General features: G+C 71.9%; 17 protein-coding genes and 1 tRNA gene. 9 read left to right on the plus strand and 9 right to left on the minus strand.

All coding sequences use genetic code 11. The features are described from left to right. Positions 1–209 precede the first annotated feature (209 nt). From dsrA to G495_RS0109245, 6 genes are all read left to right on the plus strand, one after another. Positions 210–1,523 (plus strand): dissimilatory-type sulfite reductase subunit alpha, encoded by a 1,314-nt coding sequence (gene dsrA, locus G495_RS0109220; protein WP_028587576.1) that lies wholly within the window; start codon positions 210–212, stop codon positions 1,521–1,523. 13 nt (positions 1,524–1,536) lie between these two features. Further along, positions 1,537–2,682, plus strand: coding sequence for a dissimilatory-type sulfite reductase subunit beta (gene dsrB, locus G495_RS0109225; RefSeq protein ID WP_028587577.1), 1,146 nt, complete (start codon positions 1,537–1,539; stop codon positions 2,680–2,682). Positions 2,683–2,756: 74 nt separating this feature from the next. Continuing rightward, a complete protein-coding gene (locus tag G495_RS0109230; protein ID WP_028587578.1) occupies positions 2,757–2,987 on the plus strand; it encodes a dissimilatory sulfite reductase D family protein in 231 nt (76 codons plus the stop codon). 159 nt (positions 2,988–3,146) lie between these two features. Then, the gene (locus tag G495_RS0109235) at positions 3,147–4,538 is read left to right on the plus strand and encodes a cobyrinic acid a,c-diamide synthase CobB (protein ID WP_028587579.1); all 1,392 of its coding nucleotides are present in this window, start codon (positions 3,147–3,149) and stop codon (positions 4,536–4,538) included. Next, on the plus strand, positions 4,487–5,278 hold the full coding sequence (locus G495_RS0109240; RefSeq protein ID WP_051445232.1) for a metallophosphoesterase family protein: 792 nt from the start codon (positions 4,487–4,489) through the stop codon (positions 5,276–5,278). Before G495_RS0109235 ends, G495_RS0109240 begins: the two co-directional genes overlap by 52 nt. A gap of 2 nt (positions 5,279–5,280) precedes the next feature. Next, a complete protein-coding gene (locus G495_RS0109245) occupies positions 5,281–6,621 on the plus strand; it encodes a protein kinase domain-containing protein (protein ID WP_028587581.1) in 1,341 nt (446 codons plus the stop codon). A 213-nt stretch (positions 6,622–6,834) separates the two neighbouring features. On the opposite strand, the gene G495_RS0109250 is transcribed toward G495_RS0109245, so the two are convergent. The 3 genes from G495_RS0109250 to G495_RS18475 form a co-directional block, all read right to left on the minus strand. Next, on the minus strand, positions 6,835–9,066 hold the full coding sequence (locus G495_RS0109250) for an ATP-dependent helicase (protein WP_028587582.1): 2,232 nt from the start codon (positions 9,064–9,066) through the stop codon (positions 6,835–6,837). A gap of 81 nt (positions 9,067–9,147) precedes the next feature. Continuing rightward, a complete protein-coding gene (locus tag G495_RS0109255; protein WP_028587583.1) occupies positions 9,148–10,446 on the minus strand; it encodes an alkaline phosphatase family protein in 1,299 nt (432 codons plus the stop codon). Positions 10,447–10,702: 256 nt separating this feature from the next. Further along, entirely contained in the window at positions 10,703–11,785 is a 1,083-nt protein-coding gene (locus tag G495_RS18475) for an FUSC family protein (RefSeq protein ID WP_051445233.1), read from the minus strand. Between the two features lie 519 nt (positions 11,786–12,304). Between G495_RS18475 and G495_RS0109265 the strand changes: the two genes are divergently transcribed. Beyond that, positions 12,305–12,391, plus strand: a tRNA-Leu gene (locus tag G495_RS0109265). 222 nt (positions 12,392–12,613) lie between these two features. Continuing rightward, positions 12,614–13,228: an adenylyl-sulfate kinase gene (cysC, locus tag G495_RS18480; RefSeq protein WP_035251588.1), complete on the plus strand. Its 615-nt coding sequence runs from the start codon at positions 12,614–12,616 to the stop codon at positions 13,226–13,228. 65 nt (positions 13,229–13,293) lie between these two features. Here cysC and G495_RS0109275 read toward each other — a convergent pair whose 3' ends face one another. From G495_RS0109275 to G495_RS0109300, 6 genes are all read right to left on the minus strand, one after another. Further along, entirely contained in the window at positions 13,294–15,546 is a 2,253-nt protein-coding gene (locus G495_RS0109275) for a lysylphosphatidylglycerol synthase transmembrane domain-containing protein (RefSeq protein WP_084458085.1), read from the minus strand. A gap of 314 nt (positions 15,547–15,860) precedes the next feature. Beyond that, positions 15,861–17,477, minus strand: coding sequence for an N-acyl-D-amino-acid deacylase family protein (locus tag G495_RS0109280; RefSeq protein ID WP_028587585.1), 1,617 nt, complete (start codon positions 17,475–17,477; stop codon positions 15,861–15,863). Positions 17,478–17,490: 13 nt separating this feature from the next. Then, positions 17,491–18,825: a TRAP transporter large permease gene (locus G495_RS0109285; protein ID WP_028587586.1), complete on the minus strand. Its 1,335-nt coding sequence runs from the start codon at positions 18,823–18,825 to the stop codon at positions 17,491–17,493. Continuing rightward, positions 18,822–19,352, minus strand: a complete 531-nt coding sequence (locus G495_RS0109290) for a TRAP transporter small permease (RefSeq protein WP_028587587.1) — start codon at positions 19,350–19,352, stop codon at positions 18,822–18,824. The genes G495_RS0109285 and G495_RS0109290 overlap by 4 nt, the downstream gene beginning before the upstream one ends. Positions 19,353–19,418: 66 nt before the next feature. Continuing rightward, positions 19,419–20,489 (minus strand): TRAP transporter substrate-binding protein, encoded by a 1,071-nt coding sequence (locus G495_RS0109295; RefSeq protein WP_028587588.1) that lies wholly within the window; start codon positions 20,487–20,489, stop codon positions 19,419–19,421. A 55-nt stretch (positions 20,490–20,544) separates the two neighbouring features. Beyond that, on the minus strand, positions 20,545–21,942 hold the full coding sequence (locus G495_RS0109300; RefSeq protein WP_084458087.1) for a D-serine ammonia-lyase: 1,398 nt from the start codon (positions 21,940–21,942) through the stop codon (positions 20,545–20,547). Between the two features lie 121 nt (positions 21,943–22,063). On the opposite strand from G495_RS0109300, the gene G495_RS18485 reads away from it, so the two are divergent. Continuing rightward, a complete protein-coding gene (locus G495_RS18485) occupies positions 22,064–23,062 on the plus strand; it encodes a LysR substrate-binding domain-containing protein (RefSeq protein ID WP_051445234.1) in 999 nt (332 codons plus the stop codon). Positions 23,063–23,171: the final 109 nt, after the last annotated feature.

Raw genomic sequence — 23,171 nt, forward strand, 5'->3', positions numbered from 1 at the left:
GTTGACAAAAACCGGGCTTCCAGCCTAGCGTCCAGTAGTTCCTCCGTTGTGAATTTGTTCACGACGAGCGCCCGGTCGGCGGGGGGATGCCGGGCGGAGCGCGGGCAGACAGTGGGGCAATCCGTCGCCTCTGCGGAGCCGAAAGGGCCGCGAGGTGCCGTGTTTTTCATGAGGCAGAAACATCATTCTAGAACAATGGAGGTAAGAGAATGGCAAAACACAAGACTCCGTTGTTGGACCAATTAGAGTCTGGGCCCTGGCCTAGCTTCGTGTCCGACATCAAACAGGAGGCCGAGCATCGGCACGCCAATCCGGCTGGCATCGAGTACCAGATCCCCGTTGACGTCTGCGACGACCTTCTGGGCCTTCTGGAGATGTCCTACGAGGATGGCGAAACCCACTGGAAGCACGGCGGCATCGTGGGCGTGTTCGGCTACGGCGGCGGCGTCATCGGTCGCTACTGCGACCAGCCCCAGAAGTTCCCGGGCGTGGCCCACTTCCACACCGTGCGCGTGGCCCAGCCCGCTGGCATGTACTACTCCACCGAGTACCTGCGCGCCCTGATGGACCTGTGGGACTTCCGCGGCTCCGGCCTGACCAACATGCACGGCGCCACCGGCGACCTCGTGTGGCTGGGCACGTCCACCCAGCAGCTTGAGGAGATCTTCTGGACCCTGACCCACGACCTGAACACCGACCTGGGCGGTTCCGGCTCCAACCTGCGCACCCCGTCCTGCTGCCTGGGCCAGTCGCGCTGCGAGTTCGCCTGCTACGACGCGCAGGACCTGAACTACAACATGACCCTGGAGTACCAGGACGAGCTGCACCGTCCCGCGTTCCCCTACAAGTTCAAGTTCAAGTTCGACGCCTGCCCCAACGGCTGCGTGGCCTCCATCGCCCGTTCCGACTTCTCGGTCATCGGCACCTGGAAGGACGACATCAAGATCGACCAGGACGCCGTGAAGGGCTACGTGAAGGGCGAGTTCGCCCCCAACGCGGGCGCCCACTCCGGCCGCGACTGGGGCAAGTTCGACATCGAGAAGGAAGTCGTGGCCCTGTGCCCCACCGGGTGCATGAGCTGGGACGGCTCCAAGCTCTCGATCGACAACAAGGAATGCTACCGCTGCATGCACTGCATCAACACCATGCCCCGCGCCCTGCACATCGGTGACGAGCGCGGCGCGTCCATCTTCGTCGGCGCCAAGGCCCCGATCCTGGACGGCGCGCAGATGGGCTCCCTGCTGGTGCCCTTCGTCCCCGTCGAGGAGCCCTACGACGAGGTCAAGGAAGTGGTCGAGAACCTGTGGGATTGGTGGATGGAGGAAGGCAAGAACCGCGAGCGCATCGGTGAGACCATTCGCCGCATGAGCTTCCAGAAGATGCTGGAAGTCACCGGCATCAAGGCCGACCCGCGCCACGTCCAGGAGCCTCGTACCAACCCCTACATCTTCTGGAAGGAAGAGGATGTCACCGGTGGTTGGGAGCGCGACATCAACGAGTTCCGCAAGAGACACCAGAGATAGGGGGTCGAATACAATGGCATTCATTTCTGCTGGATACAATCCTGAAAAACCCATGGAAGGCCGTATCTCCGATATCGGCCCGCGCAAGTACGACGAATTCTATCCGCCGGTCATTGCCCGCAACAAGGGCAAATGGCTGTACCACGAGATCATCGAGCCTGGCGTCCTGATGCACAAGGCCGAGAGCGGCGAGGAAGTCTACACCGTGCGCTGCGGTGGCGCCCGCCTGATGTCCGTCACCCACGTCCGCGAGATCTGCGACATCGCCGACAAGTTCAGTGGCGGCAAGCTGCGCTTCACCACCCGCAACAACATCGAGTTCATGGTCGAGACCAAGGCCGAGGCCCTGAAGCTCAAGGCCGAGCTGAACTCGCGCAAGTTCGCGGCTGGCTCGCACAAGTTCCCCGTCGGCGGCACCGGCGCCGGCATCACCAACATCGTGCACACCCAGGGCTGGGTCCACTGCCACACCCCCGCCACCGACGCCTCCGGCACCGTCAAGGTTGTCATGGACGAGGTGTTCGCGGAGTTCGGCGCCCACAACATGCCCGCCCCGCTGCGCATCTCCATGGCCTGCTGCCTGAACATGTGCGGCGCCGTGCACTGCTCCGACATCGCCATCCTGGGCTACCACCGCAAGCCGCCGCTGATCGACCACGAGTACCTCGACAACCTGTGCGAGATCCCGCTGGCCGTGGCCGCCTGCCCCACGGGCGCCATCCGTCCGACCAAGACCGAGTTCAACGGCAAGACCGTGAACACCGTGGCGATCAAGAACGAGCGTTGCATGTTCTGCGGCAACTGCTACACCATGTGCCCCTCGCTGCCGCTGTCCGACAAGGAAGGCGACGGTCTGGTCATCATGGCTGGTGGCAAGATCTCCAACCGCATCAGCAACCCCAAGTTCTCCAAGGTCGTCGTGGCCTTCATTCCCAACGAGCCGCCCCGCTGGCCGTCCCTGTCCAAGATCATCCGCCAGATCGTGGATGCCTACGCCAAGGACGCCCGCAAGTACGAGCGCCTGGGTGCCTGGGCCGAGCGCATCGGCTGGGAGCGCTTCTTCGAGAAGTGCGGCCTGGAGTTCACCGAGCACCTGATCGACGACTTCCGTGATCCGGCGTACTACACCTGGCGCCAGACCACGAACTTCAAGTGGTAGTTTGAGCGTATCAACCTGGGGCGCGGGGCAACCCGCGCCCCAATCAACTCAAGGGGTGGATCATGACCATTGACATGTCGACCGCGAAGCAGCAGGTCATCGACTTCTGCAGCTCCAAGAGCAAAACCAAGTTCTACTTCAACGACTTCCTCAAGGTCTTCCCCGACGAGAAGGCCCGTGACGTGAAGAAGGTCCTGACCCAGCTGGTGCAGGAAGAGATTCTGGAGTTCTGGTCCTCGGGCAGCACCACCATGTACGGCCTCAAGGGCGCCGGCAAGCAGGCGCACTCCGAGGGCGAGGACTAGGCATCGCTTTCGCGGCGGCGCCCCGCGCGCAGCCGCCCGCGAGCCCGCACGCCCCGCACTGTGCGGAGCGCAAGGATTTTCACGGATCGACGAAAGGCCGATTCCGACGGGCAGCCCCCTGACTTGCCCGAGGAATCGGTTTTTTTTGGGAGTGCGCCCATGGCGACCACGAGCCCGCCCCGCTTCATCCTCGCCGGGCTGTCCGGCGGCGCGGGGAAGACCATCTGCACCCTGGGCCTGTGCCGGGCCCTGGCCCGGGCCGACCACGCGGTCGCGCCCTTCAAGAAGGGCCCCGACTACATCGACGCCGTCTGGCTCGGGCTGGCCGCCGGGCGCCCGGCCACCAACCTCGACCCCTTCTTCCTGGACCCGGAAACCCTGCGCGCCCTGTTCCTGGACCGCGCCCGGGGGCAGGACGTGGCCGTGGTCGAGGGCAACCGGGGCCTGTTCGACGGGCTGGACCGCGAGGGCTCCTGCTCCACCGCCGCCCTGGCCCGGACCCTGGACGCCCCGGTGGTGCTGGTCATGGACTGCACCAAGATGACCCGCACCGCCGCCGCCGTGCTCCAGGGCGTGGCGGGCTTCGAGCCCGGGCTGCGCCTGGGCGGGGTGATCCTCAACCGCACGGCGGGCCACCGCCACCGCGAGATCCTGCGCGAGAGCATCGAGCACCACACGGGCATCCCCGTGCTGGGCACCCTGCCCAAGCTGGACCCCGACCCCATCCCCGAGCGGCACATGGGGCTCATCTCCAACCGCGAGCACGGCGGCCAGGAGGAAATCCTGGACGGGCTGGCCCGCGTGCTGGCCGACAACGTGGACCTGGCGCGCATCCTGGACCTGGCGCGCGCGGCCCCGGCCCTGAGCGCGCCGCAAAAGCCCCTGTGGCCCGAGCCCGCCGCCTCCGCCGGGGTGACCATCGGCTATGTGCGCGACGCGGCCCTGTGGTTCTACTACGAGGAGAACCTGGAGGCCCTGCGCCGGGCCGGGGCCGCGCTGGTCGAGCTGTCCCTGCTGGACCCTGCGCCCTGGCCGGAAATCCACGGCCTCTACCTGGGCGGCGGGTTCCCCGAAACCATGGCCGGGCCCCTGGCCGCCAACGTGGCCGTGCGCGAACGCGTGCGCGCCCTGGCCCTGGGCGGGCTGCCCGTCTACGCCGAATGCGGGGGCTTCATGTACCTGGCCCGCAGCCTGACCTGGGAGGGTCGCAGCTGGCCCATGGCCGGGGTCTTCGACGTGGACACCGAGGTCTGCCCGCGGCCCAGCGGCCTGGGCTACGTGCGCGCCGAGGTGGTGCGCGAGAACCCCTTCCACCCCCTGGGCGCGCTGCTGCCCGGGCACGAATTCCACTACTCGCGCTGCGCGGCCCCGGTGCCGGACAATCTGCCCTTCGCCCTGGCCATGCGCCGGGGCCACGGCATGCACGGCGGGCACGACGGGCTGGTGCGCGCCAACACCTTCGCCGGATACGCGCACATCCACGCCCTGGCCGCGCCCTGGTGGGCGCCGCGCTTCGTGGCCGCCGCCCGCGCCAGGCGGGACGGGGCCTGACCGTGCGCCTGGCCGTGCTCTCGGACATCCACGCCAACCTGGACGCCCTGCGGGCCGTGCTGGCCGACATGGACGCCCTGGGCGTCACGCAGGCGGTGAGCCTGGGCGACGTCATCGGCTACGGGCCGGACCCCGAGGCCTGCGTGGCGCTGGTGCGCGAGCGGGGCATCCCCTCGGTGCTGGGCAACCACGAGCACGCCATGCTGCGCGAGGCGCACAAGCGCTGGTTCAACCCCCAGGCGCGCCGGGCCGTGGAGATTACTGAGACGCTCATCGGGGCGGACACCCGCGCCTGGCTGCGCACCCTGCCCACGTCCCTGGTGGTGGCCGGGGCGCGCTGCGTGCACGGCTACCCGCCCGACAACCTGCACCTGTACCTGCACGCCGTGAGCGACGCGCGCCTGGAGCAGACCCTGGCCCATATGGCCGAGCCGCTGTGCTTCGTGGGCCACACCCACGACCTGGCCCAGGCGCACTGGGACGGCGCGCGCCTTTCGCGCGGCGTGCTGCCCCCCGGGGCCCTGGCCCTGGAGCGCGGCAGCCGCCATCTGCTGAGCGTGGGCAGCGTGGGCCAGCCGCGCGACGACTTCGACACCACGGCCAAATACGCGGTCTACGACCCCGCGAACCACGTCTGCGAGGTGCGCTGTGTGGCCTACGACGCCCGGCCCGTGGCCGAGCGCATCCTGGCCCTGGGCGTGCCGGACACCTACGCCCGGCGCCTGGGCACGGGGCACTGACCATGCGCGTCATCGGCGGCTACGCGGTGCTGGGGCTGCTGGGGCGCGGCGGCATGGGCGCGGTGTACAAGGTGCGCCACCTGGGCCTGGGCCGCGTGGCGGCCCTGAAGCTCCTGGCGCCCGCCCCGGAGCTGCTGGCCGTGGCCGGGGCGGCGGAGCTTGAGCGCCGCTTCCTGGCCGAGGCCAGGACCATGGCCGCCCTGCACCACGACAATATCGCCCCGGTGTGGGACCTGGGCCGCGACCACCTCGGGCGGCCCTATTTCGTCATGGACTACGGCTGCACCACCGTGGGCGGGCTCATCGGCGAGACCTACCGGGCCGAGGCCCCCTCGCGGGCCCTGCCCCTGGCCCGCGCGGCGGACGTGGCCCTGCAGACCCTGGCGGGCTTGGCCCGGCTGCACTACGCGGGCATCGTCCACCGCGACGTGAAGCCCTTCAACCTGCTGCTGGACGGCCCCCGGGTGCGGCTCATTGATCTTGGCCTGTCGCGGCTGCGCGGCGAGCGCATGGCCCTGCACCCCTCGGAGAAGGTCGGCTCGCCGTTCTACGCCGCCCCGGAGCAGGAGGCCGACCCCGAGGCCGCCGACGCGCGCAGCGACCTCTACGCCGTGGGCGTGACCCTGGCCCACCTGCTCACCGGGCGGCTGCCCCTGCCCGGCGCGCCCCGGCCCTCGGCGCTGTGCCCCGACCTGGACGCGGACTGGGACGCCTTCCTGGCCCGGGCCTGCGCGCCGGACCCGGCCCGGCGCTTCGCCTCGGCCCGCGCCATGGCTGCGGCCCTGGCCGCACTGCTGGCGGCCTGGAACGAGCGCACCGCCCGGGCCTGCGCCCTGGCGCCCGGGCCCGTGGCCCCGGCTGCGGCCCCCGCGCCCGGCCCGCTGCGCGCCGCGCCCGTGAAGACCGGCCCGCGCACGGGCCCCGAAGCCTTCGGGCTGGACGCCCTGTGGCGGCCCCGCGCCTATCCGCCCACGGCCTTTTGCGAGCGGGGCGACGGCACCGTGGCCGAAGAGCGGTCGGGACTGCTCTGGGAGCGCGACGGCACGCCCTACGCCGTGGACTACGCCCAGGCCCTGGAGCACGTGGCGGCCCTGAACCGCGCGGCCCTGGGCGGCCACGCGGACTGGCGCCTGCCCACGGTGCCGGAACTCACGACCCTGCTGCGGCCCGTGGCCCGGGGGCAGGACCACTGCCTGGAGCCCTGCTTCGACCCCGCCCGGGCCCGGCTGTGGTCGGCGGACCGGCGGACCTTCCACAGCGCCTGGAGCGCCGACGCCGAACTGGGGCACATCGCCCACCACGACCTCGACTGCCGCCTCTTCGCCCGCGCCGTGCGCGGGTAGGGCGTGCCCACAGTCATTGCGCCTGCCCGTCGGGGCCGGGCCGCTCCTGTCGCCGTGCGCAGGGCCGGGCCCGGGCTTGCGCGCCGGGAAAAAGGGGCTGCCCCGCCAGCGGGGGCAGCCCCTTTTCCGGGCGCGGCGGACAATGCATCGCTTGGCAGCCAGGGGCCCTGCCGCCGGGCACGCCTGCGCAGCGCCGGGGCGCCCGCCGCGCGGCTACTCGAATTCCAGATAGTCGGCCAGGATGACCTTGAGCCCGAAGCCCGGGAAGTTGACCCGTACCTTGCCCTCGGACACGGCGGCCACCACCTTGCCGCGCCCGAAGATCTTGTGGCGGCAGTAGCCCAGGCGGGTGGGCGTCAGGGCCGGGCTGCCCGCCGGGGCGGCTGCCGGGGCGGCTGCCGCGGGCCGGGGCGCCGGGCGCTGGTCGCCGCCGTCCTCGGGGGGGATGGTGTCGGCCCCGGCGCCGGGGCCCGTGGCGCGCGGTCCCCGGGACGCGGCGGGCGCGGCGGGGGTGTAGGTCATGTCCCCGCCGTCGGTGCGGGCCAGCCCGCCGGTGTAGGATTCGCGCCAGGGCTCGGTGACGCCGGGGGGCAGGGCGCTGATGAAGGGGCTGTCCAGGGCCGGTTCGCTGCCGCCGCTCTGCTGGCTGTAGATGGCCGAGGGCACGAACAGGGCCAGCTCCTCGCGGGCGCGGGTGCAGGCCACGTAGAGCAGGCGGCGCTCCTCTTCCAGGTCTTCGGCGCGGGTCAGGGCGTGGCGCGAGGGGAAGCGGTCCTGCACCAGGTCGATGATGCATACCGCCGACCATTCCAGGCCCTTGGCCGAGTGCACGGTGGACAGGGTCAGGGCCTGGCCGTCGTCGTCCGCGCCCTCGTCGGGGGTCTCCAGGCACAGGTCGGCCAGGAAGGCGTCCAGGTCCGCGTAGCCCGAGGCGATGCGCCCGAGCTGCTCCAGCCCGGCCTGGCGCCGGGGCCAGTCGTCGGCGTAGGTCTTCTCCATCACGGGCTGGAAGAAGTCCAGCACGCGGGCCAGCAGCGCCGCCGGGGCGCCCGGGCTGGCCCGCAGCCCGTCCAGGAAGCGCAGGGTCTCTTCCAGTTCCTTGTTCTTGGCGCAGGCCTTGGCCACGGCCTTGGCATCGCCGCCCAGCAGGGCGGCGTAGAGCTTGGCGCACGACTTGGGCCCCACGCCGCGCACATGTTCCAGCACGTGCTTGAAGGCGGGCAGGTCCGCCGGGTTCTGGGCCAGGCGCAAGAAGGCCAGGGCGTCGCGGATGTGCGCGGCCTCGGAGAAGCGGATGCCGCCGTACTTGCGGTATTTGATGCCCAGGCGGTTCAGGGCCACCTCCACGGGGAAGGACTGGTACCCGGCGCGGAAGAGCACGGCGATGTCCGCCAGGGGGTAGCGCCCGGACAGCTCCATGACCCGCCCGACCACGGCCTGGGCCTGGGAGCGGTCGGACAGGGTGCGCACCAGCCGGGGCTTGGGGCCGTCCGTGCGCTCGGTGTACAGCCGCTTGCGGATGCCCTGCTGGGCCTGTTCCAGCAGGGCGTTGGTCAGGTCCAGGATGGGCTGGGTGGAGCGGTAGTTGCGCTCCAGGCGGATGAGCCGGGCCCCGGGGAACATCGTTTGGAACGACAGGATGTTCTGCACATTGGCGCCGCGAAAGGCGTAGATGGACTGGGCGTCATCGCCCACGGCCATGACGTTGCCCGCCTCGCCCGCGAGCAGGCGCACCAGCCGGGCCTGCACAAGGTTGGTGTCCTGGTATTCGTCCACCATGACGTGGCGGAAGCGGCGCCGGGCGGCCTCGCGCGCGGGCTCGTGGTCGCGCAGCAGTTCTTCGAGCAGGAAGAGCAGGTCGTCGTAGTCCACCAGCCCGTGCTTGCGCTTGAAGCCCGTGTAGGCCCGGGCGAGCTGGCCGATATCGTCCTCGTAGCGCAGCAGGTGGTAGGCCTCGTCCTGCATGACCTCGGCGATGCTGCGCTCCTTGTTGCGGGCCTTGGAGATCAGCCCGAGCACGGTGCTGCGCTTGGGGTAGGAGCGGTCGCCCTTGCCCAGGCCGAGTTCGTCGCGCAGGTCGCGCAGGGCGCCTTCGGCGTCGGCCTGGTCCAGAATGGTGGGGGCCTGGGTCAGGCCCAGGGCGGCGGGGTGGCGGCGCAGCATGGCGTAGGCGAAGCCGTGGAAAGTGCCGCCCGTGAGTCCGGCCAGGCCCGTGGCGCCGAGCAGGCGCGCCGCGCGCTGCTGCATCTGCTGGGCGGCCTTGCGCGTGAAGGTCAGCAGCAGGATGGCGTCGGCCGGGGTGCCGCGCGAGACGAGGTGGGCCAGGCGGTAGACGATGGTGCGGGTCTTGCCGGAGCCGGCCCCGGCGATGACCAGCACCGGGCCGTCGCCGTGGGTGGCGGCCTCGTGCTGGGCCGGATTCAGGTCGCGTGCGAAGTCGATCATCTTGGGGTGCGGGCGCGCATGGCGGCGGCGGGGCGCGCCCGGCGGGGTTGGGGGTTGGCGTGCCGCCGGGGGCCAAGTCTGCTAGGCGGCGCCGAAAAAGTCCAGGACCAGTTTGCCCACGTCGCGCGGGCGGGCGGGCGCCGGGCCCGGGCCGGGGGCGCTGTCGTAAAAGAAAGCGTCGTCCGCCGTGTGCACCCCGGTGCGCCCGTAGTGGCCGAACACGGGCCGGGCGTCGAACTTGGCCGTCAGGCTGAAGCCGGGGTGCGCCTCGGCCAGCAGGTCCGGCGCCGCGTGGGCCATGGGCCCGGGGTAGAGGGCCGCGCGGTCGTGCACGGCGCGGATCACCGGGCGGCCCCGGTGGGTCAGGCCCAGCAGGGCGTCGCGGATGCGCGCGGCCAGGGCCGGGGCCTGGGCCGGGGTCACGCCCCCGGCGGCGAAGCGTTCGCGGGTGTGCAGGTAGATGCGCCCGGGGTCCAGGGCCAGGGCCTGGGAGTCCGAGGCCAGGGCCGTGGCGTCGTTTTCGTGGGCCTGGGTGCCCGTGAGGCGCGCCAGGCCCTGCTCCGCCAGCCAGGAGTTCAGGTCCAACTCGGTTTCCAGGCGCGTGAAGCCGTGGTCGGCCAGCACCAGCAGCCGCCGGGGCCCGGGCAGGGCCTCGAAGCGGTCCAGCAGGTCGCCCAGGGCGGCGTCCCAGCGGCGCAGCAGGGCCATGGCCCCGCCGTGGCGCGGGTGGGCCGGGTCGTCCACTGCGTCGTAGAGGAAATGGAAGAGCCGGTCGGTCTCCGTGAGCACGAAGACGAAGAGGTCCCAGGCCAGGTCGGGCCAGAGCAGGGCCAGGGCCGCGCGGCGCGAGTCCAGAGTGGCGGCCAGGTCGGCCAGCAGGAAGTCGTGGTCCGTGCCGCCGCGCGCGGTGTCGGCCTCCAGGCGGTAGCCCATGGCCGTCAGGGGCCCGGCCAAAAAGGGCGGAAAGACCGCCCCGCGCAGCTCCGGAGCCACGAACCCGGCCACGAGCATGCCCTTCAGGGGCCGGGCCGGGTAGGTGCCGGGCAGGTTGAGCACGCGGCTGGTCAGCCCCCGGGCGCCCAGGCGCTGGAAGATGGTCGGCGCGGCCACGCAGGTGGCGTCGGTGAGCGCCGTGGCGTAGGTGGCGGGGTCCAGGCGGGTGAAGCCGAAGACGCCGTGCTCCTCGGGCCCGGCGGCGGTGAAGAAGCTCGTCCAGTTCACCGGGGAGAGCTCGGGCAGCTCGGCGCGCAGGGCGCGGGCGCCGGGCAGCAGCCGGGCCAGGTTCGGGGCCGCGCCCCGGGCGGCCAGACGCCGGGCCAGGGCCAGGGGCAGCCCGTCCAGGCCGAGCACGGCCATGCGGGGGCGGGGAGCGGTGCGCATGCCCGGGGAGGTACAGCCTGCGCCGGGCGCGGTCAAGGCCGGGCGGCGGGCGGTGGGGAGTGGATGCGAAGTCGGCGGTGTTCCTGGCGGGTGGCGCCGGGCCGTGAGGCCAGGGGGATTCCTGCCCCGGGCGGTGGGGCGCCCTTGGCCGACGGGCGCGCACGGTCCGCCAAGGAGGGCGCGGGCCGGATTGCGGCGAACCGGGCTTTGCTGGCGTGCAGGACGGCGCGGTGCGCGCGCACGGATGGGCGCGGGGTCAGCCCTGCGGCGCGGTGTCGCCTCCGGGGGCCGGGGCGCCGGGGGCCTCGCCGCCCCGGGCGTGGCGCAGCAGGTCGCAGCCCAGAAAGCGCAGGCAGTGGAAGAAGGAGAAGAACTGCATGAGCTTGTGCAGGTGGAAGCGGCGGGTGGCGCCCTGGTCGCGCAGCTCGCCCAGGCGGGTTTCGGCGGCGGCCAGGGCGGCGTCCAGGGCCTCGGGGCGCGGGGGCAGGCCCTGGCCGATGGCGTGCATGGCCTCCTGGGTGGCCGCGGCCAGGGTGCGCAGCTCGGGCTCCATGAGGATGTCGTAGCCCTGGCCCTGGGAGTCGTTGAGCGAGTGCAGCATGGCCCGCAGGTGGCGGGCGCAGGAGTCCAGGGTGTCCACCTTGAGGCCCAGGGCGCGGGTGTCGTCGCGGTAGAACAGGCGCTCGTGGCGCAGCACCTTCTGGAGCAGGCCCCGGTTGGCGGCCACGGCGGCGGCGAAGCCGTCCAGCAGGGCCGGGTCCAGCCCCGACTGGCGGCGCAGGAAGGCGTCCAGCAGGGTGCCGTACAGCTCGGCGCCCCGGGTGAACTGGCCGCGCAGGCGCTGCTGGAGCTCGTCCCCGGCGCGCTGGGGCCAGAGCAGCACGCTGACGGCAAAGGCGCAGCCCACGCCGATGGCGATTTCCAGCACGCGCTCCAGGCCGAAGAGCAGGCGGCCCTCCTGCTGGCCCAGGCTGGCCAGGAACACGATGCAGGTGGTGATGGCGGCCATGCGGTAGCGCGCGTTGTAGCGCGTCATGTAGGCGCAAAACGCCACGGACAGGAACAGGGCCAGGTAGGTCATGGCCGGGGTCTGGGGGAAGGCCAGGATGGCCACCACGGCGAAAAGCGCGCCGATGGCCGTGCCCGAAAGGCGGTACCAGCACATCTGCACCGAGTCGGCCACCGAGAGCTGCATGACGATGACCGCAGACAGGGCCGCCCAGTAGCCGAATTGCAGGTCCAGGGCCTGGGCCGCGGCGAAGGCGGCCACCGAGGCCAGGCCGGTTTTCACGCCGTGGCGGACGTGGGCGGTGGTGGAGTCGGGGTCGATGTGGGTCATGGGGCGTCTCCGTGGGCAGCCGCAGCCGGGCGGGGGGGCTGGCGCGGCCCGGGGCGGCCCGGGGCGGCGGGGCACCACCGGGAAGCGGGCGCCGGGGCCGATGGTCCGGCGGCGCGGGCTGCGGCGCGGGCTGCGGCATGGGCACGGCTGTGCTCATGGCACCCTTTGCGGCCCAAGGCAAGGCCGGAGTGGGGGGCGGATTTCCGGGCGCACGGCAAGCAGCATCCGCCCGCCCTCGGCCATGAACAGGACAAGACCGGGAAGGGGCACGGATTTCCGGGGCCTGCCGGCCCACGGGGCGCCCGAGGGCCGCGCCGGATCAGACGGCGCGCCGGAAGGGGCGTCCATGGGCGCGGCGCGGGTGGCGGGGCTGGGGGTGCAGGCAGAGGGCGGGCGGAAAGGAAAACTGGCCGATGCCAGACCCCGGGGCGGGGTTGCCCCGTCCCCCCCGGTCAGCCCCGCACCCAAGCGCCCCCGCATTGACGCCCTCCCCCACCCCAGGCTAAGAAACCCCACCCTGCCCGGGTGGTGGAACTGGTAGACACAAGGGACTTAAAATCCCTGGGCCGCAAGGCTGTGCGGGTTCAAGTCCCGCCCTGGGCACCAGAACAAATTCAGGTGGTTACGGAGGCATTGGGTGCTGCCGTAGGCGCCTGTTTTTCACTCGTGACGCCGGGCTGTGCCCCAAAGGTGTCCCGGTTTGCCCGCGCCCGCGTCCGCCCCCGCGCCGCCTTGCCTTTCCCTCCGGCGGGCGGTATCGTGCGCCATGCAGTGCACAGGGCCTTGCCGGGCCGTTCCAGGAACCCCCTATCCGGGAAGACCTTCCCCATGAGCTTCACCCTCTGGTTCACCGGGCTGTCCGGCGCGGGCAAGACCACGTTGTCGCGCTGCGTCTACATGGAGCTGCGCCGTCGGGGGCTGGCTGCGGAGCTGCTGGACGGCGACCTCATCCGTAACAACTTCAGCTCCGAGCTGGGCTTTTCGCGCCGCGACCGCGACGTGAACGTGCGGCGCATCGGTTTTGTTTCGCACCTGCTCAACCGCCACGGGGTCATCAGCGTGGTGGCGGCCATCGCACCCTACGCCCAGGCCCGCGAGCAGAACCGCGAGCTGCTGGAGACCTACGTCGAGGTGTTCGTGAACTGCCCGCTGGAAGTCACCGAACGCCGCGACGTCAAGGGTCTCTATGCCCGGGCCCGGGCCGGGCAGATCGCCAACTTCACTGGAATTTCGGACCCCTACGAGGAGCCGGCCGCCCCCGAGGTCACCTGCTTCACGGACCGCGAGGATGTGGCCGCGAGCGTGGGCCGGGTGGTGGACTACCTGGAGGGCTGCGGCCTCGTGCCTCCGGCGGACCAGTGCCGTCTGGTGGAGACCTGCGAGCAGGACGACCGCCAGTGGCGCAACAGGCTGGCCCGCCTGGGCTACGCCAGGGCCGACTGAGGGCTGCGCGCCACGCGGGCGCGCAGCGCACGGCTTTCCAGGCCCGGGGGCGATCCCGGGCCTTTTTACGTCTGCGGGGCGGGAGGCGGCGGGGCGTCGGCGCCGGGGAGGTGCGGCTCCGCCGCGCGGGGCAGGGCCAGCAGGGCGCCCAGCAGCAGCCAGAAGATGCGCTGGTAGAGCACCTCGTGGACCTGGCAGAACACCGCGAAGCCCAGCAGCACGAGCCCCAGGGCCCGGGCGTGGGCCGCGCCCCGCCAGCCGCGCAGGGCGTGGCGCCCCAGGAGCGCGACCCCCGCGAGCAGCACGGCCATGCCCGCCAGCCCGAACTCGGCCAGCACCCAGATGGGCGTGCTGTGGACGGTGATGGCCTGGCCGACCAGGGCCTGGCTCTTGGCGTAGAACACCCCCAGCCCGCTGCCCAGGACGGGGGCCTGGGTCCACAGCCTCAGGGCTTCCCAGTTGGCGCTCCAGCGGGCGTGCTCCAGGATCGCGGCGCTGCGCAACTGGGCGTCGGTCAAGGGTTGTTCGATGATGCGCCCTGGCAGGGCGTAAAGGAAGCGCGAGGCGTCGGGCGAAGCCACGGGGTGGGCCAGGACCCAGAGGCCCAGGGCGATGGCCCCGGCCGTCAGCAGCGTGCGGACCGGGAGCCGCCCGGCGGCCCAGGCGGCGGCCAGGAGCAGCGCCGCCGTCCCCAGCCCCGCGCGCGAGCCGCTGAGCAGCAGCCCGCCCAGCAGCAGGCCCAGGGCCAGCCCCAGCACGGAGCGCCGCCCGGCCCGCGCCGTGGCCCGGGCATGCACGGCGGCGTAGCCCAGCAGGGCCCCGGTCACACAGAGCAGCTGGAAGGAGAAGGCGTTGCGGTTGGCCGCGTAGCCCGCGAAATTCGAGTCCCGGGGCAGGTCGAACCCGTACAGGGCCAGCCCGCGCAGCACGATCTGCAGGACCACGATGGTGCAGGCCACGGCGGCCAGGATTTCCACCACGCGGCGCAGCCCGTGGGCGCCGTGGTGGGCGACGAGCAGGGCGCCGCCCGCGCAGTAGCCCAGCAGCACCAGCGCGCCCATGCCCCGGCCGCCCGCCCACTGGGTCGGGCCCACCTCGCGCAGGCCGAGCAGCAGCCCCGTGCCCAGCACGAGCAGCGCGCAGGCCAGCACGGCGTTGAACCCCGGCACGCGCCAGGCCGGGAGCCGCCGCTGGGCCAGGCAGTGCAGGGTCAGCGCGGCCAGGGCCAGCAGGGCGAAGGGGTCGGCCAGGTTGAGGTTGGTCGTCGTGCCAGCCAGCACGACGTGGACCTGGAAGAACACGGCCACGGCCATGACCGCGCCCAGCAGCCAGGAGGAGGTGCGCTCCATGAGCGCGGGTGGCTGGGCGGCGGCCTCGGGCGCGGCGGCGGGCGCCCCGCCCCGGCGCAGCAGCAGCGGGGTCGTGGCCAGCAGCACGGCGGTGGAGCACAGGCCGATGAGGATGGACACCGCCAGGGCGTCGGGCGCGGGCACGCCGAGCTTGCCCAGGCAGTAGACCGCCGCCAGCTCGCGGGTGCCCCAGCCGCCCACGCTCAGGGGCAGGCTGGCGGCGAAGCTGACCACGGCAGAGGCCGCGAACAGGTCCAGCAGGGCGACCTGCGGGGCCACGGTGTGGAAGCCCAGCACGAAGCAGGAGATCATCACCGCCTGCCCGAGCAGGGTCACGCCGAGGGTCTCGCCCACCTGGATCAGCTTGGGCCAGCGCAGGCAGCTGCGCAGCAGGCCGCGCTCGAAGCGTCCGCCGCCAAGCAGCAGGCTCAGACCGTAGCCGCAGGCCCCGGCCAGGGCCACCTGGGGCAGGGACAGTTCGCTGACCATGTGCATGGCGCTGTCCCACTCCATGAGCAGGAAGGCGCCGACCAGGGCCAGGGTGCCGCTGGCGGCGGCCAGCAGGATTTTTTCGTAGGCGGCGATGGAGGTGTTGACCAGGGGCGGCACGCCCGCGCCCCGCAGCAGCGCCTGGCGCCCGGCCACCTGCCCGACCAGGGGGATGAAGAACAGCCCGGCCACATGGCCCCCCAGGTTGGCGCGCAGGGCCGTGCCCCAGGGCAGGGCGATGGAGAAATGGGCCGCGATGCGCCAGAAGCGGAAGGACACCAGCAGCAGGTTGAGCGCGAAGAGCACCGCCAGCACGGCCAGCAGGCCGGGCGGGAAGGTGGCCAGGCGCCGCAGGGCCTGGGCCGGGTCCACCATCCAGGCCAGACCGGCCAGCAGGGACAGCGAGACGAGGCCCATGGCCATGCGCCGGGCCGAAAGCCCGCCGCGCGGGGCCGTTGCGGTTTTTGGGGCAGGAGGCATGCGGTCTCGTGTGCTTCGTGGCAGGTGCCGCCCGTCGGCTTGCCAGGGTTGACGGGTGCCGCCCGGCCCTGTTGCGGGGGGTGATGACCGGGGTTTGGTGTGTTGTCCGTCCGCTTGGGGGACATTCCATCATCTGGCGGCCTTTTTCAACAACAAGTTGCGGGTTCCCTGGCCGGGGGCCTTTGCGCGGCGGCGCTGCCCGGCCCGCAGGGCCCATGGCTGCGGGCGAAATTCGCCCTGCCGGGGCAGGCGCGAAGGGCCGCCCCCGGTGCATGCCGGCGGCGGCCCCTGGGCGGCGCAAGGGCGGGTGCGGGTCAGCAGGCGCCGCCGGTCCGGCCCGGGCGCAGCACCCGGCCCGGGCGGGCGTCCGTGGGCTGGCCGTCGCGCAGGCACACGGCGCCGCCGACCACCACGAGGTCGATGCCCTCGGGCGCCGCCGCCGGGTCGGCGAAGGTCGCCGTGTCGCGCAGGCGGTCCATGTCCAGCAGCACCAGGTCCGCCGCCAGGCCCGGGGCGATGACGCCCCGGTCGAACAGGCCCATGCGCTGGGCGGGCATGGCGCTCATCTTGCGCACGGCCTCTTCCAGGGACAGCACGCCGCGCTGGCGCACGTAGCGGTCCAGCACGCGCGGGAAGGTGCCCGAGAGCCGGGGGTGCGACTTGCCCCCCGGGGCGCAGGGGATGGAGTCCGAGGCCACGATGGACGCCGGATGGCGCATGATGCGCTCCATATCGTCCTCGCTGATCATCTTGTAGGCGCAGGTGTCCTCGCCCCGGTTGCGCACGATGAGGTCGAAGGCCGCGTCCAGGGGGTGGCGGCCCATGTCCGCCGCGGCCTCGGCCAGGGTCCGGCCCTCGTACTGCGGGGTCTTGGGGAAGAAGAGCAGGATCACGCCCTGGGCCCCGCCGCTGTTGCGGTAGTAGTTGTCCCATCCGCCGGGGCCGTCCTCGATCTCGGCGCGCAGGCGTTCGCGCACGGCGGGGTCGGCCAGCCGCGCGGCCAGGGCGCCCATGCCGCCCTCCTGGACCCAGGCGGGCAGGATGGCCCGCAGGGTGGTGCTGGCCGCGTCGTAGGGGTAGAAGTTCAGGGTCACGTCCTGGCCCTGGGCCCGGGCCTGGTCCACCAGGGCCAGGGTCCGGCCCACCAGCCCGTAGTTCTGCATCCCGCAGGCCTTGTGGTGCGAGATCTGGGCCGCGACGCCCGCGCGCCGCCCGACCTCGATCAGCTCGGCCACGCTGGCCACCACATCGTCGGACTCGTTGCGCATGTGGCTTTCGTACAGCCCGCCCAGGGGCGCCAGGCCCCGGGCCACCTCCACCAGCTCGTCGGTGTCCGCGTAGATGCCCGGGGCGTAGATCAGCCCGCTGGTCATGCCCACGGCGCCCTCGGCCATGCACCGGGCGGCCAGCTCGCGCATGGCGGCCAGCTGCGCGGGGCTCGCGGGCTGGTCCGAAAAGCCCATGACCGCGATGCGCAGCGTGCCGTGGCCCACGAAGCTGACCACGTTGGTGCCCAGGGGCAGGGCCTCCAGGTGCGCCAGCCACTGGGCGAAGCTGCGCCAGGTCCACGGCGGCTGGACCCCGGCCTTGAGGAAGCCCGCGTAGGCGTCCAGCAGGGCGAGGTGCTCGTCGCACACCGGGGCGGCGCTGTAGCCGCAGTGGCCGATGGCCTGGGTGGTCACGCCCTGGCGCAGCTTGCCCGTGGCGTCGGGGCTGCGCAGCAGGTCGAAGTCCGAGTGGGTGTGCATGTCGATGAAGCCCGGGGCCAGATAGCGGTCCTGGGCGTCCACGACCTCGGCGGCGGGCAGGCTCGCCGCCCCGGGGCCCATGGCCACGATGCGCCCGCCCCGGGCGGCCACCGCGCCCCGGAACCAGGGCGTGCCCAGGCCGTTGACGATGCGCGCGTTGGTGATCAGCAGATCGGCTTGCATGGTCGAGCCCCCCCTACCAGGCGCCCACGGCCTGCGGCCCGAGCACCAGGCTCGGCAGCCAGCACGACAGGGCCGGGACGTAGGTGGTCAAAAGCAGCACGGGGATGCCCACCCAGCACAGGTAGCGCAGCATGATGGGCAGCACCTCCTGGTAGGTGCTGCCCGACAGCCGCGTGCCCACGAAGATGGACATGGCAAAGGGCGGGGTGATGACCCCCAGGCCCACGTTGACGATGCAGATGGCCCCCAGGTGCACGAGGTTCACGCCCAGCCCGGTCATCAGCGGCAGCACCAGCGGCACGCTGAGGATCAGGATCGGGATGGCCTCCACGAACATGCCCATGAGCAGCAGGAAGGCGTTCATGGACAGAAGGATCATGAACCGCGAATCGAAGGTGCCGAGCATCAGTTCGGCCAGGTGCTGGGCCACGCCCGCGCGCACCAGATAACGCCCGAGCACCGTGCCCGAGGCGATGAGCAGGGCGATGACGCCGATGGAGACCAGCGACCCGGCGATGGCCCGGTTCAGGCCCGGTAGGGTCAGCTTGCGGTAGACGAACAGGCCCACGAGCACGCAGTAGACCACGGCCACGGCCCCGGCCTCGTTGGGCGTGCAGATGCCCCCGTAGATGCCCACCAGGATGACGATGGGGCAGCCCAGGGCGGGCAGGGCGCCCATGGTCGCGCCGCGCAGGCGGGCCAGGCGCTGGGGCAGGGTCATGTCCGGCTCGACATGCTCGGCCTTGGCGGGGTCGATGTAGCGGTGGCAGATGCCGTAGTTGAGGATGGCGTAGCCCAGGGCCAGCAGCAGGCCGGGCACGACCGTGGACAGGAACACCGCCGCCACGGACTGCTGGGCCACCAGGCAGTAGATCAGCGCGGGCACGCTGGGCGGGATGAGGTAGCCCAGGAAGCTCGCGCTGCACAGCACGGAGGTGGTGTACTCCTTGCGGTAGCCGTACTTCTCCAGGCGCGGCACCAGCAGCGGCACCAGGGCCGAGATGCAGGGCACCGACGAGCCCGTGAGCGCACTCATGAACAGCGTGGCGATGATGCCCACCAGGGCCATGCCGCCTTTGACCTTGCCCACCAGCAGGTGCGAGAAGCCCACAATGCGGTCGGCCAGCCCGCCCTCGGAAATGAGGCTCCCGGCGAAGACGAAGAAGCCGATGGCCATGAGGGTGTAGCTGTTCAGGGAGTGGTAGAAGGTGCCGATGATGAAGGTGTCCGGCATGCCGGACACGCCCAGGCCCAGGCCCGTGCTGGCCAGGAACAGCCAGCCCAGGGGCACGGCCAGCACCAGGCCCGCCAGGAAGGCGCCCACGGCGAAAAGGACTCCGCTGGTCATGGGGTCACCTCCGTGGCGGCGCCCGGGGCCTTGCGCAGGGCCGCGACGCCCGTGCCGACGCGGTGCGCGGCGTGGAGAGCGCACAGCACAAGCATCAGGAAAACGGTCTGGCGGATCCAGCTGGTGTCGAACCAGCGCACCAGGGTGCCGTATTCGGGATATTTCAGGGCGTGGCGAAAGAGCTTGAAGCCCATGGGCAGCATGTAGACGATGATGCCCAGGGTCAGGGCGTCCACCCCCACGCGGTACACCTGCCGGGCCCGGGGGCGGCCCTCGAAGGCCAGGTCCATGAACACGTCCACCGAGGTGTGGGCCCCGGCGCGGGTGGTCAGGCTGATGGACAGGATCATGGTCGGCACGAAAAGGTACAGGGTCAGGTCGCCGAGCCACATGATTTCGAGGTGCAGGATGTAGCGGTTGAGGACCTGGGCGAAGGCCATGAGCGAGCAGAGCACGAGCCCGGAGTAGCACAGGGTGCTTTCCAGCAGCGCGATGGCCCGGATCAGGGTCAGGTAGAGTCGTTTCATGCTGTCTCCCGGGGCTGTGGACCATGCGGGGGGCCGGGCGGCCCCCCGCTGCGGCGCGGGCCGGGCCTAGTTGGCGGCGCGGGCCTTGTCGCGGATGTCGGCCAGGGCCTGCTGGAGCTTGGCGCTCATGTCCTGGCCGGGGTAGTGCTGCTCCAGCCAGGGCTCGCACAGCTCCTTCCAGATGGGCGCCACGTCCGAGGCCTCGCGCAGGGCGTCGCGCTCGGCGTCGGTCAGGCGGACCACGGTGAACCCGGGCTGCTGCTCGAGCTTGCGGATGTAGTCGGCCTCGGCCTTGCGGTGCAGCTCGTTGGCGTAGTGCTGGGCCTCGGCGGCGGCGCGGGTGACTCCGGCCTTGAGCTCGTCGGGCAGGGCGTCCCAGGCGTCCTTGTTGATGGCCACGTTCTGGTTGTCCCAGCAGAAGTTGAGGTCGGAGTAGAACTTCATGACCTCGTAGTGCCGCTCGTCCACCAGGGATGGCCACATGGTCCAGCAGCCGTCCACCACGCCGCGCGACAGGGCGTTGTAGATTTCGGACCAGGGCAGGGTGGTCAGGGTCATGCCCGTGCCCTTGCCCATGTTCTCCAGGGCGCGCACCAGGCCCAGGGAGCTGGACACGCGGATCTTCAGGTTCTTGAAGTCGGCGGTGGTGCGGATGGGCCGCACGGTGTTGCCGATGCCGTAGGCGCCCTGGGAGACGTGGAAGAGGGTGTGCATGCCCACTTCGTTGTAGGCCTTCTCGATGACCTCGGAGAGCACGCCGGTTTCGGGGGCGAAGGCCAGCTCGGCCTCCTCCCAGGAGGCGATGGTCCAGGGCATCCAGTTGAGCACGCCGCCGGGAATCAGGCTCACGTAGGGCGAGAAGGTGCCGATGGTGATGCTGCCGTCCTGCACGCCGTGGAAGGTCTCGTCGTGGTTGCCCAGCAGACCGTCCACGAAGAGTTCGATCTCCACGCGGCCGTCGGTGTACTCCTTGGTCTTGTCGATGAAGTACTGGTAGGCCTGGTTGGCCAGGGGCCGGACCCAGGGCTGGCTGAAGGTCCACTTGTACTCGGCCTGGGCGGCGGCGGCGGGCGCCGCCAGGCCCATGGCCAGGACCAGGGCCAGGGCCAGGATCGTCAACAGGGACTTGGTTCGCATGGCTGTTCCTCCGCGGAAAGGGTTGCTCGTGGCTGGAAGGTGACGGACTCGGGGCCTAGAACAATGGCGGCGCGCCGGGGCCTGCGCCGAGGGCGGCGGCCCGGGCCTCGTAGGCCGCCCAGGTTTCGGGGGGCACCATGCCCCCGCCCGTGGCCCAGACCAGGTGGGTCGTCGTGGGCAGCGCGCCCCGGGGCCCGGCGGCCTGGGCCATGGCCACCCGGCAGGCCCCCGGGAACCCGGCCAGCCCCGAGGGCTCCAGGCGCAGGCCCTCGGTCTGCTCCACCAGGGCCAGCAGCCGGAACAGGGTCTGGTCGCGCACGGTGAACACGCCGTCGATGCAGTGCTCCAGCGCCCGGCCCACGAAGCCCGAGGGGCGGCCCACGGCCAGCCCGTCGGCCTCGGTGCGCCCGTCCAGGCCCAGGTCGCGCACGCTGATGGCCTCGTGCAGCCCGGTGCACAGGCCCACGAGCATGGACGGGGCGCTGGTGGGCTCGGCGAAGAAGCAGCGCACGGCGTCGCCGAAGGCCAGCTTGAGGCCCAGGGTCACGCCGCCGGGGCCGCCGCCCACCCCGCAGGGCAGGTAGACGCACAGCGGGTGGTCCATGTCCACGGTCAGGCCCTGCTCCTCGAACTGGGCCTTCAGGCGCTGCCCGGCCACGGCGTAGCCCAGGAACAGGTCGCGGGAGTTCTCGTCGTCCACGAAATGGCAGAACGGGTCGTCCTGGGCCTGCCTGCGGCCCTCGGCCACGGCCAGGCTGTAGTCTGCGGCGTGCTCCACCACCTGCACGCCCCTGGAGCGCAGCAGCGCCTTTTTCCAGGCCTTGGCGTCGGCGGACATGTGCACCGTGACCCGGAAGCCCAGGGCGGCGCCGATGATGCCGATGCTCAGGCCGAGGTTGCCCGTGGAGCCCACGGCCACGCAGTAGCCCGCGAACAGCTCGCGCGCTGCCGGGGAGGCCAGCGCGGCGTAGTCGTCGCCGGGGCGCAGCAGGCCCCGGTCCAGGGCCACGGTCTCGGCGAGCTTGAGGATTTCGTAGATGCCGCCCCGGGCCTTGATGGACCCGGAGATGGGCAGGTGGCTGTCCAGCTTGACCAGCAGCCGCCCGGGGAAGGGCCGCCCGGCGGCCTGGGCCAGGGCCTCCTGCAACGCGGGCGCCGCGCGCAGGGCCGACTCGATGCGCCCGCCCTGGGGCGCGGTTTCGGGGAAGACCTGGGCCAGATAGGGCCGGAAGCGCTCCAGCCGCGCGGCGGCGTCGGCCACGTCGGCGGGGCCCAGGGGCACCGTGGGCAGGGCCCGGCTGGCGGGCCAGGCCTGGGGGTTGACCCAAAACAATTCACGGGTCGCGGCCACGTCGGCCAACACGGGCCAGCGCCGCACAAGCTCCGGCAGGGCCGGGACCGGCCCGGGCCCCGGGCCGGTCCCGGGGGGGTGCTGCTGCAATTCTTCGCTCATAACCACCTTGGATCGTTGTCGTTGGTTGCCTGGGTTTCCCAGGTTGCCAAGTTACCCTATCCAGGGTACGGCCCAGGAAACAAACGATGATTTTTCGTGCATGGATGAGGGAGATTAAACCATGGACAAGCAGGTCGTGGCCCAGGCCCTGGGCGCGCTGCACACCTTCCTGCTGGTGGGGCGGCACATGAGCTTCACCCGCGCGGCGGCGGAGCTGTGCCTGACCCCGGGGGCCGTGAGCCACCGCATCCGGGGCCTGGAAGAGACCCTGGGCTTTCCGCTGTTCCACCGCTTCACGCGGCGCATCGGCTTCACGCCCCAGGGCGAGGCGCTCTTCGGCGTGCTGGATCGGGCCCTGGGCGAGGTGGCGGCCCAGCTGCGCATCATCGGCAACCAGGGGCTCAACGGCGAACTGCGCGTGACCTGCCCGCCGTCCTTCGCCGGGGTCTGGCTGCTGGACCGGCTGCCCCTGTTCCGGCGGCGCTACCCGGGCATCAATGTGCATCTGCACTGCCGCAACGATCTGGTGGACTTCGAGCACGAGGATGTGGACCTGGCCATCTACTACGGCCCGGGCAGCTACCCCGGGCTGCACGCCACCCTGCTGCTGGAGGAGTCCATGACTCCGGTCTGCTCTCCGGCCTATGCCGACCGTCACGGGCTGTGGGGCGACGCGCGCAAGCTGGCGGAGTGCACCTTCCTGCACGACAACGCGCCCATCCCCAGCGCCCAGCCGTATTCCGAATGGCAGATGTGGGCCGACGCGGCGGGCCTGCGCGGCCTGCCCTTCGAGCGCTGTTGCAGCTTCGACCGCTGGGAGCTGGCCGTGCGGGCGGCCCTGCGCGGCATGGGCATCGCCATGGGCCGGGGCCTGCTCATCCGCGACGCCCTCTACCAGGGCGAGCTGGTGCAGCCCTTCCCCCTGCGCGTGCCCACGGCCTCGTGCTACTCTGTCGTCACCCGCCCGCAGGACGCGACCACCCCGCGCATCGCGGCCCTGCGCGACTGGCTGGCCGAGCAGGCGGGCAGCGGCCCGGGCGCCGAGGCTCTGGGCGATCTTCCGGCGCCGCCCCCCGCCGCCCCCCGCCGCCTGGAGGGCCACTACTGCCGGGAGGATTGAGGCGCGGCGCCTGGCCGCGTGCCCGGTGCGCCCCGGCCTCCCGGGGCGCCCGGAACACCAGACGCAAGGCCCCCCGCCGGGATTCCCGGCGGGGGGCCTTGGTGCATTC

The organism is Desulfocurvus vexinensis DSM 17965 (genome assembly GCF_000519125.1).
GTDB lineage: Bacteria > Desulfobacterota > Desulfovibrionia > Desulfovibrionales > Desulfovibrionaceae > Desulfocurvus > Desulfocurvus vexinensis.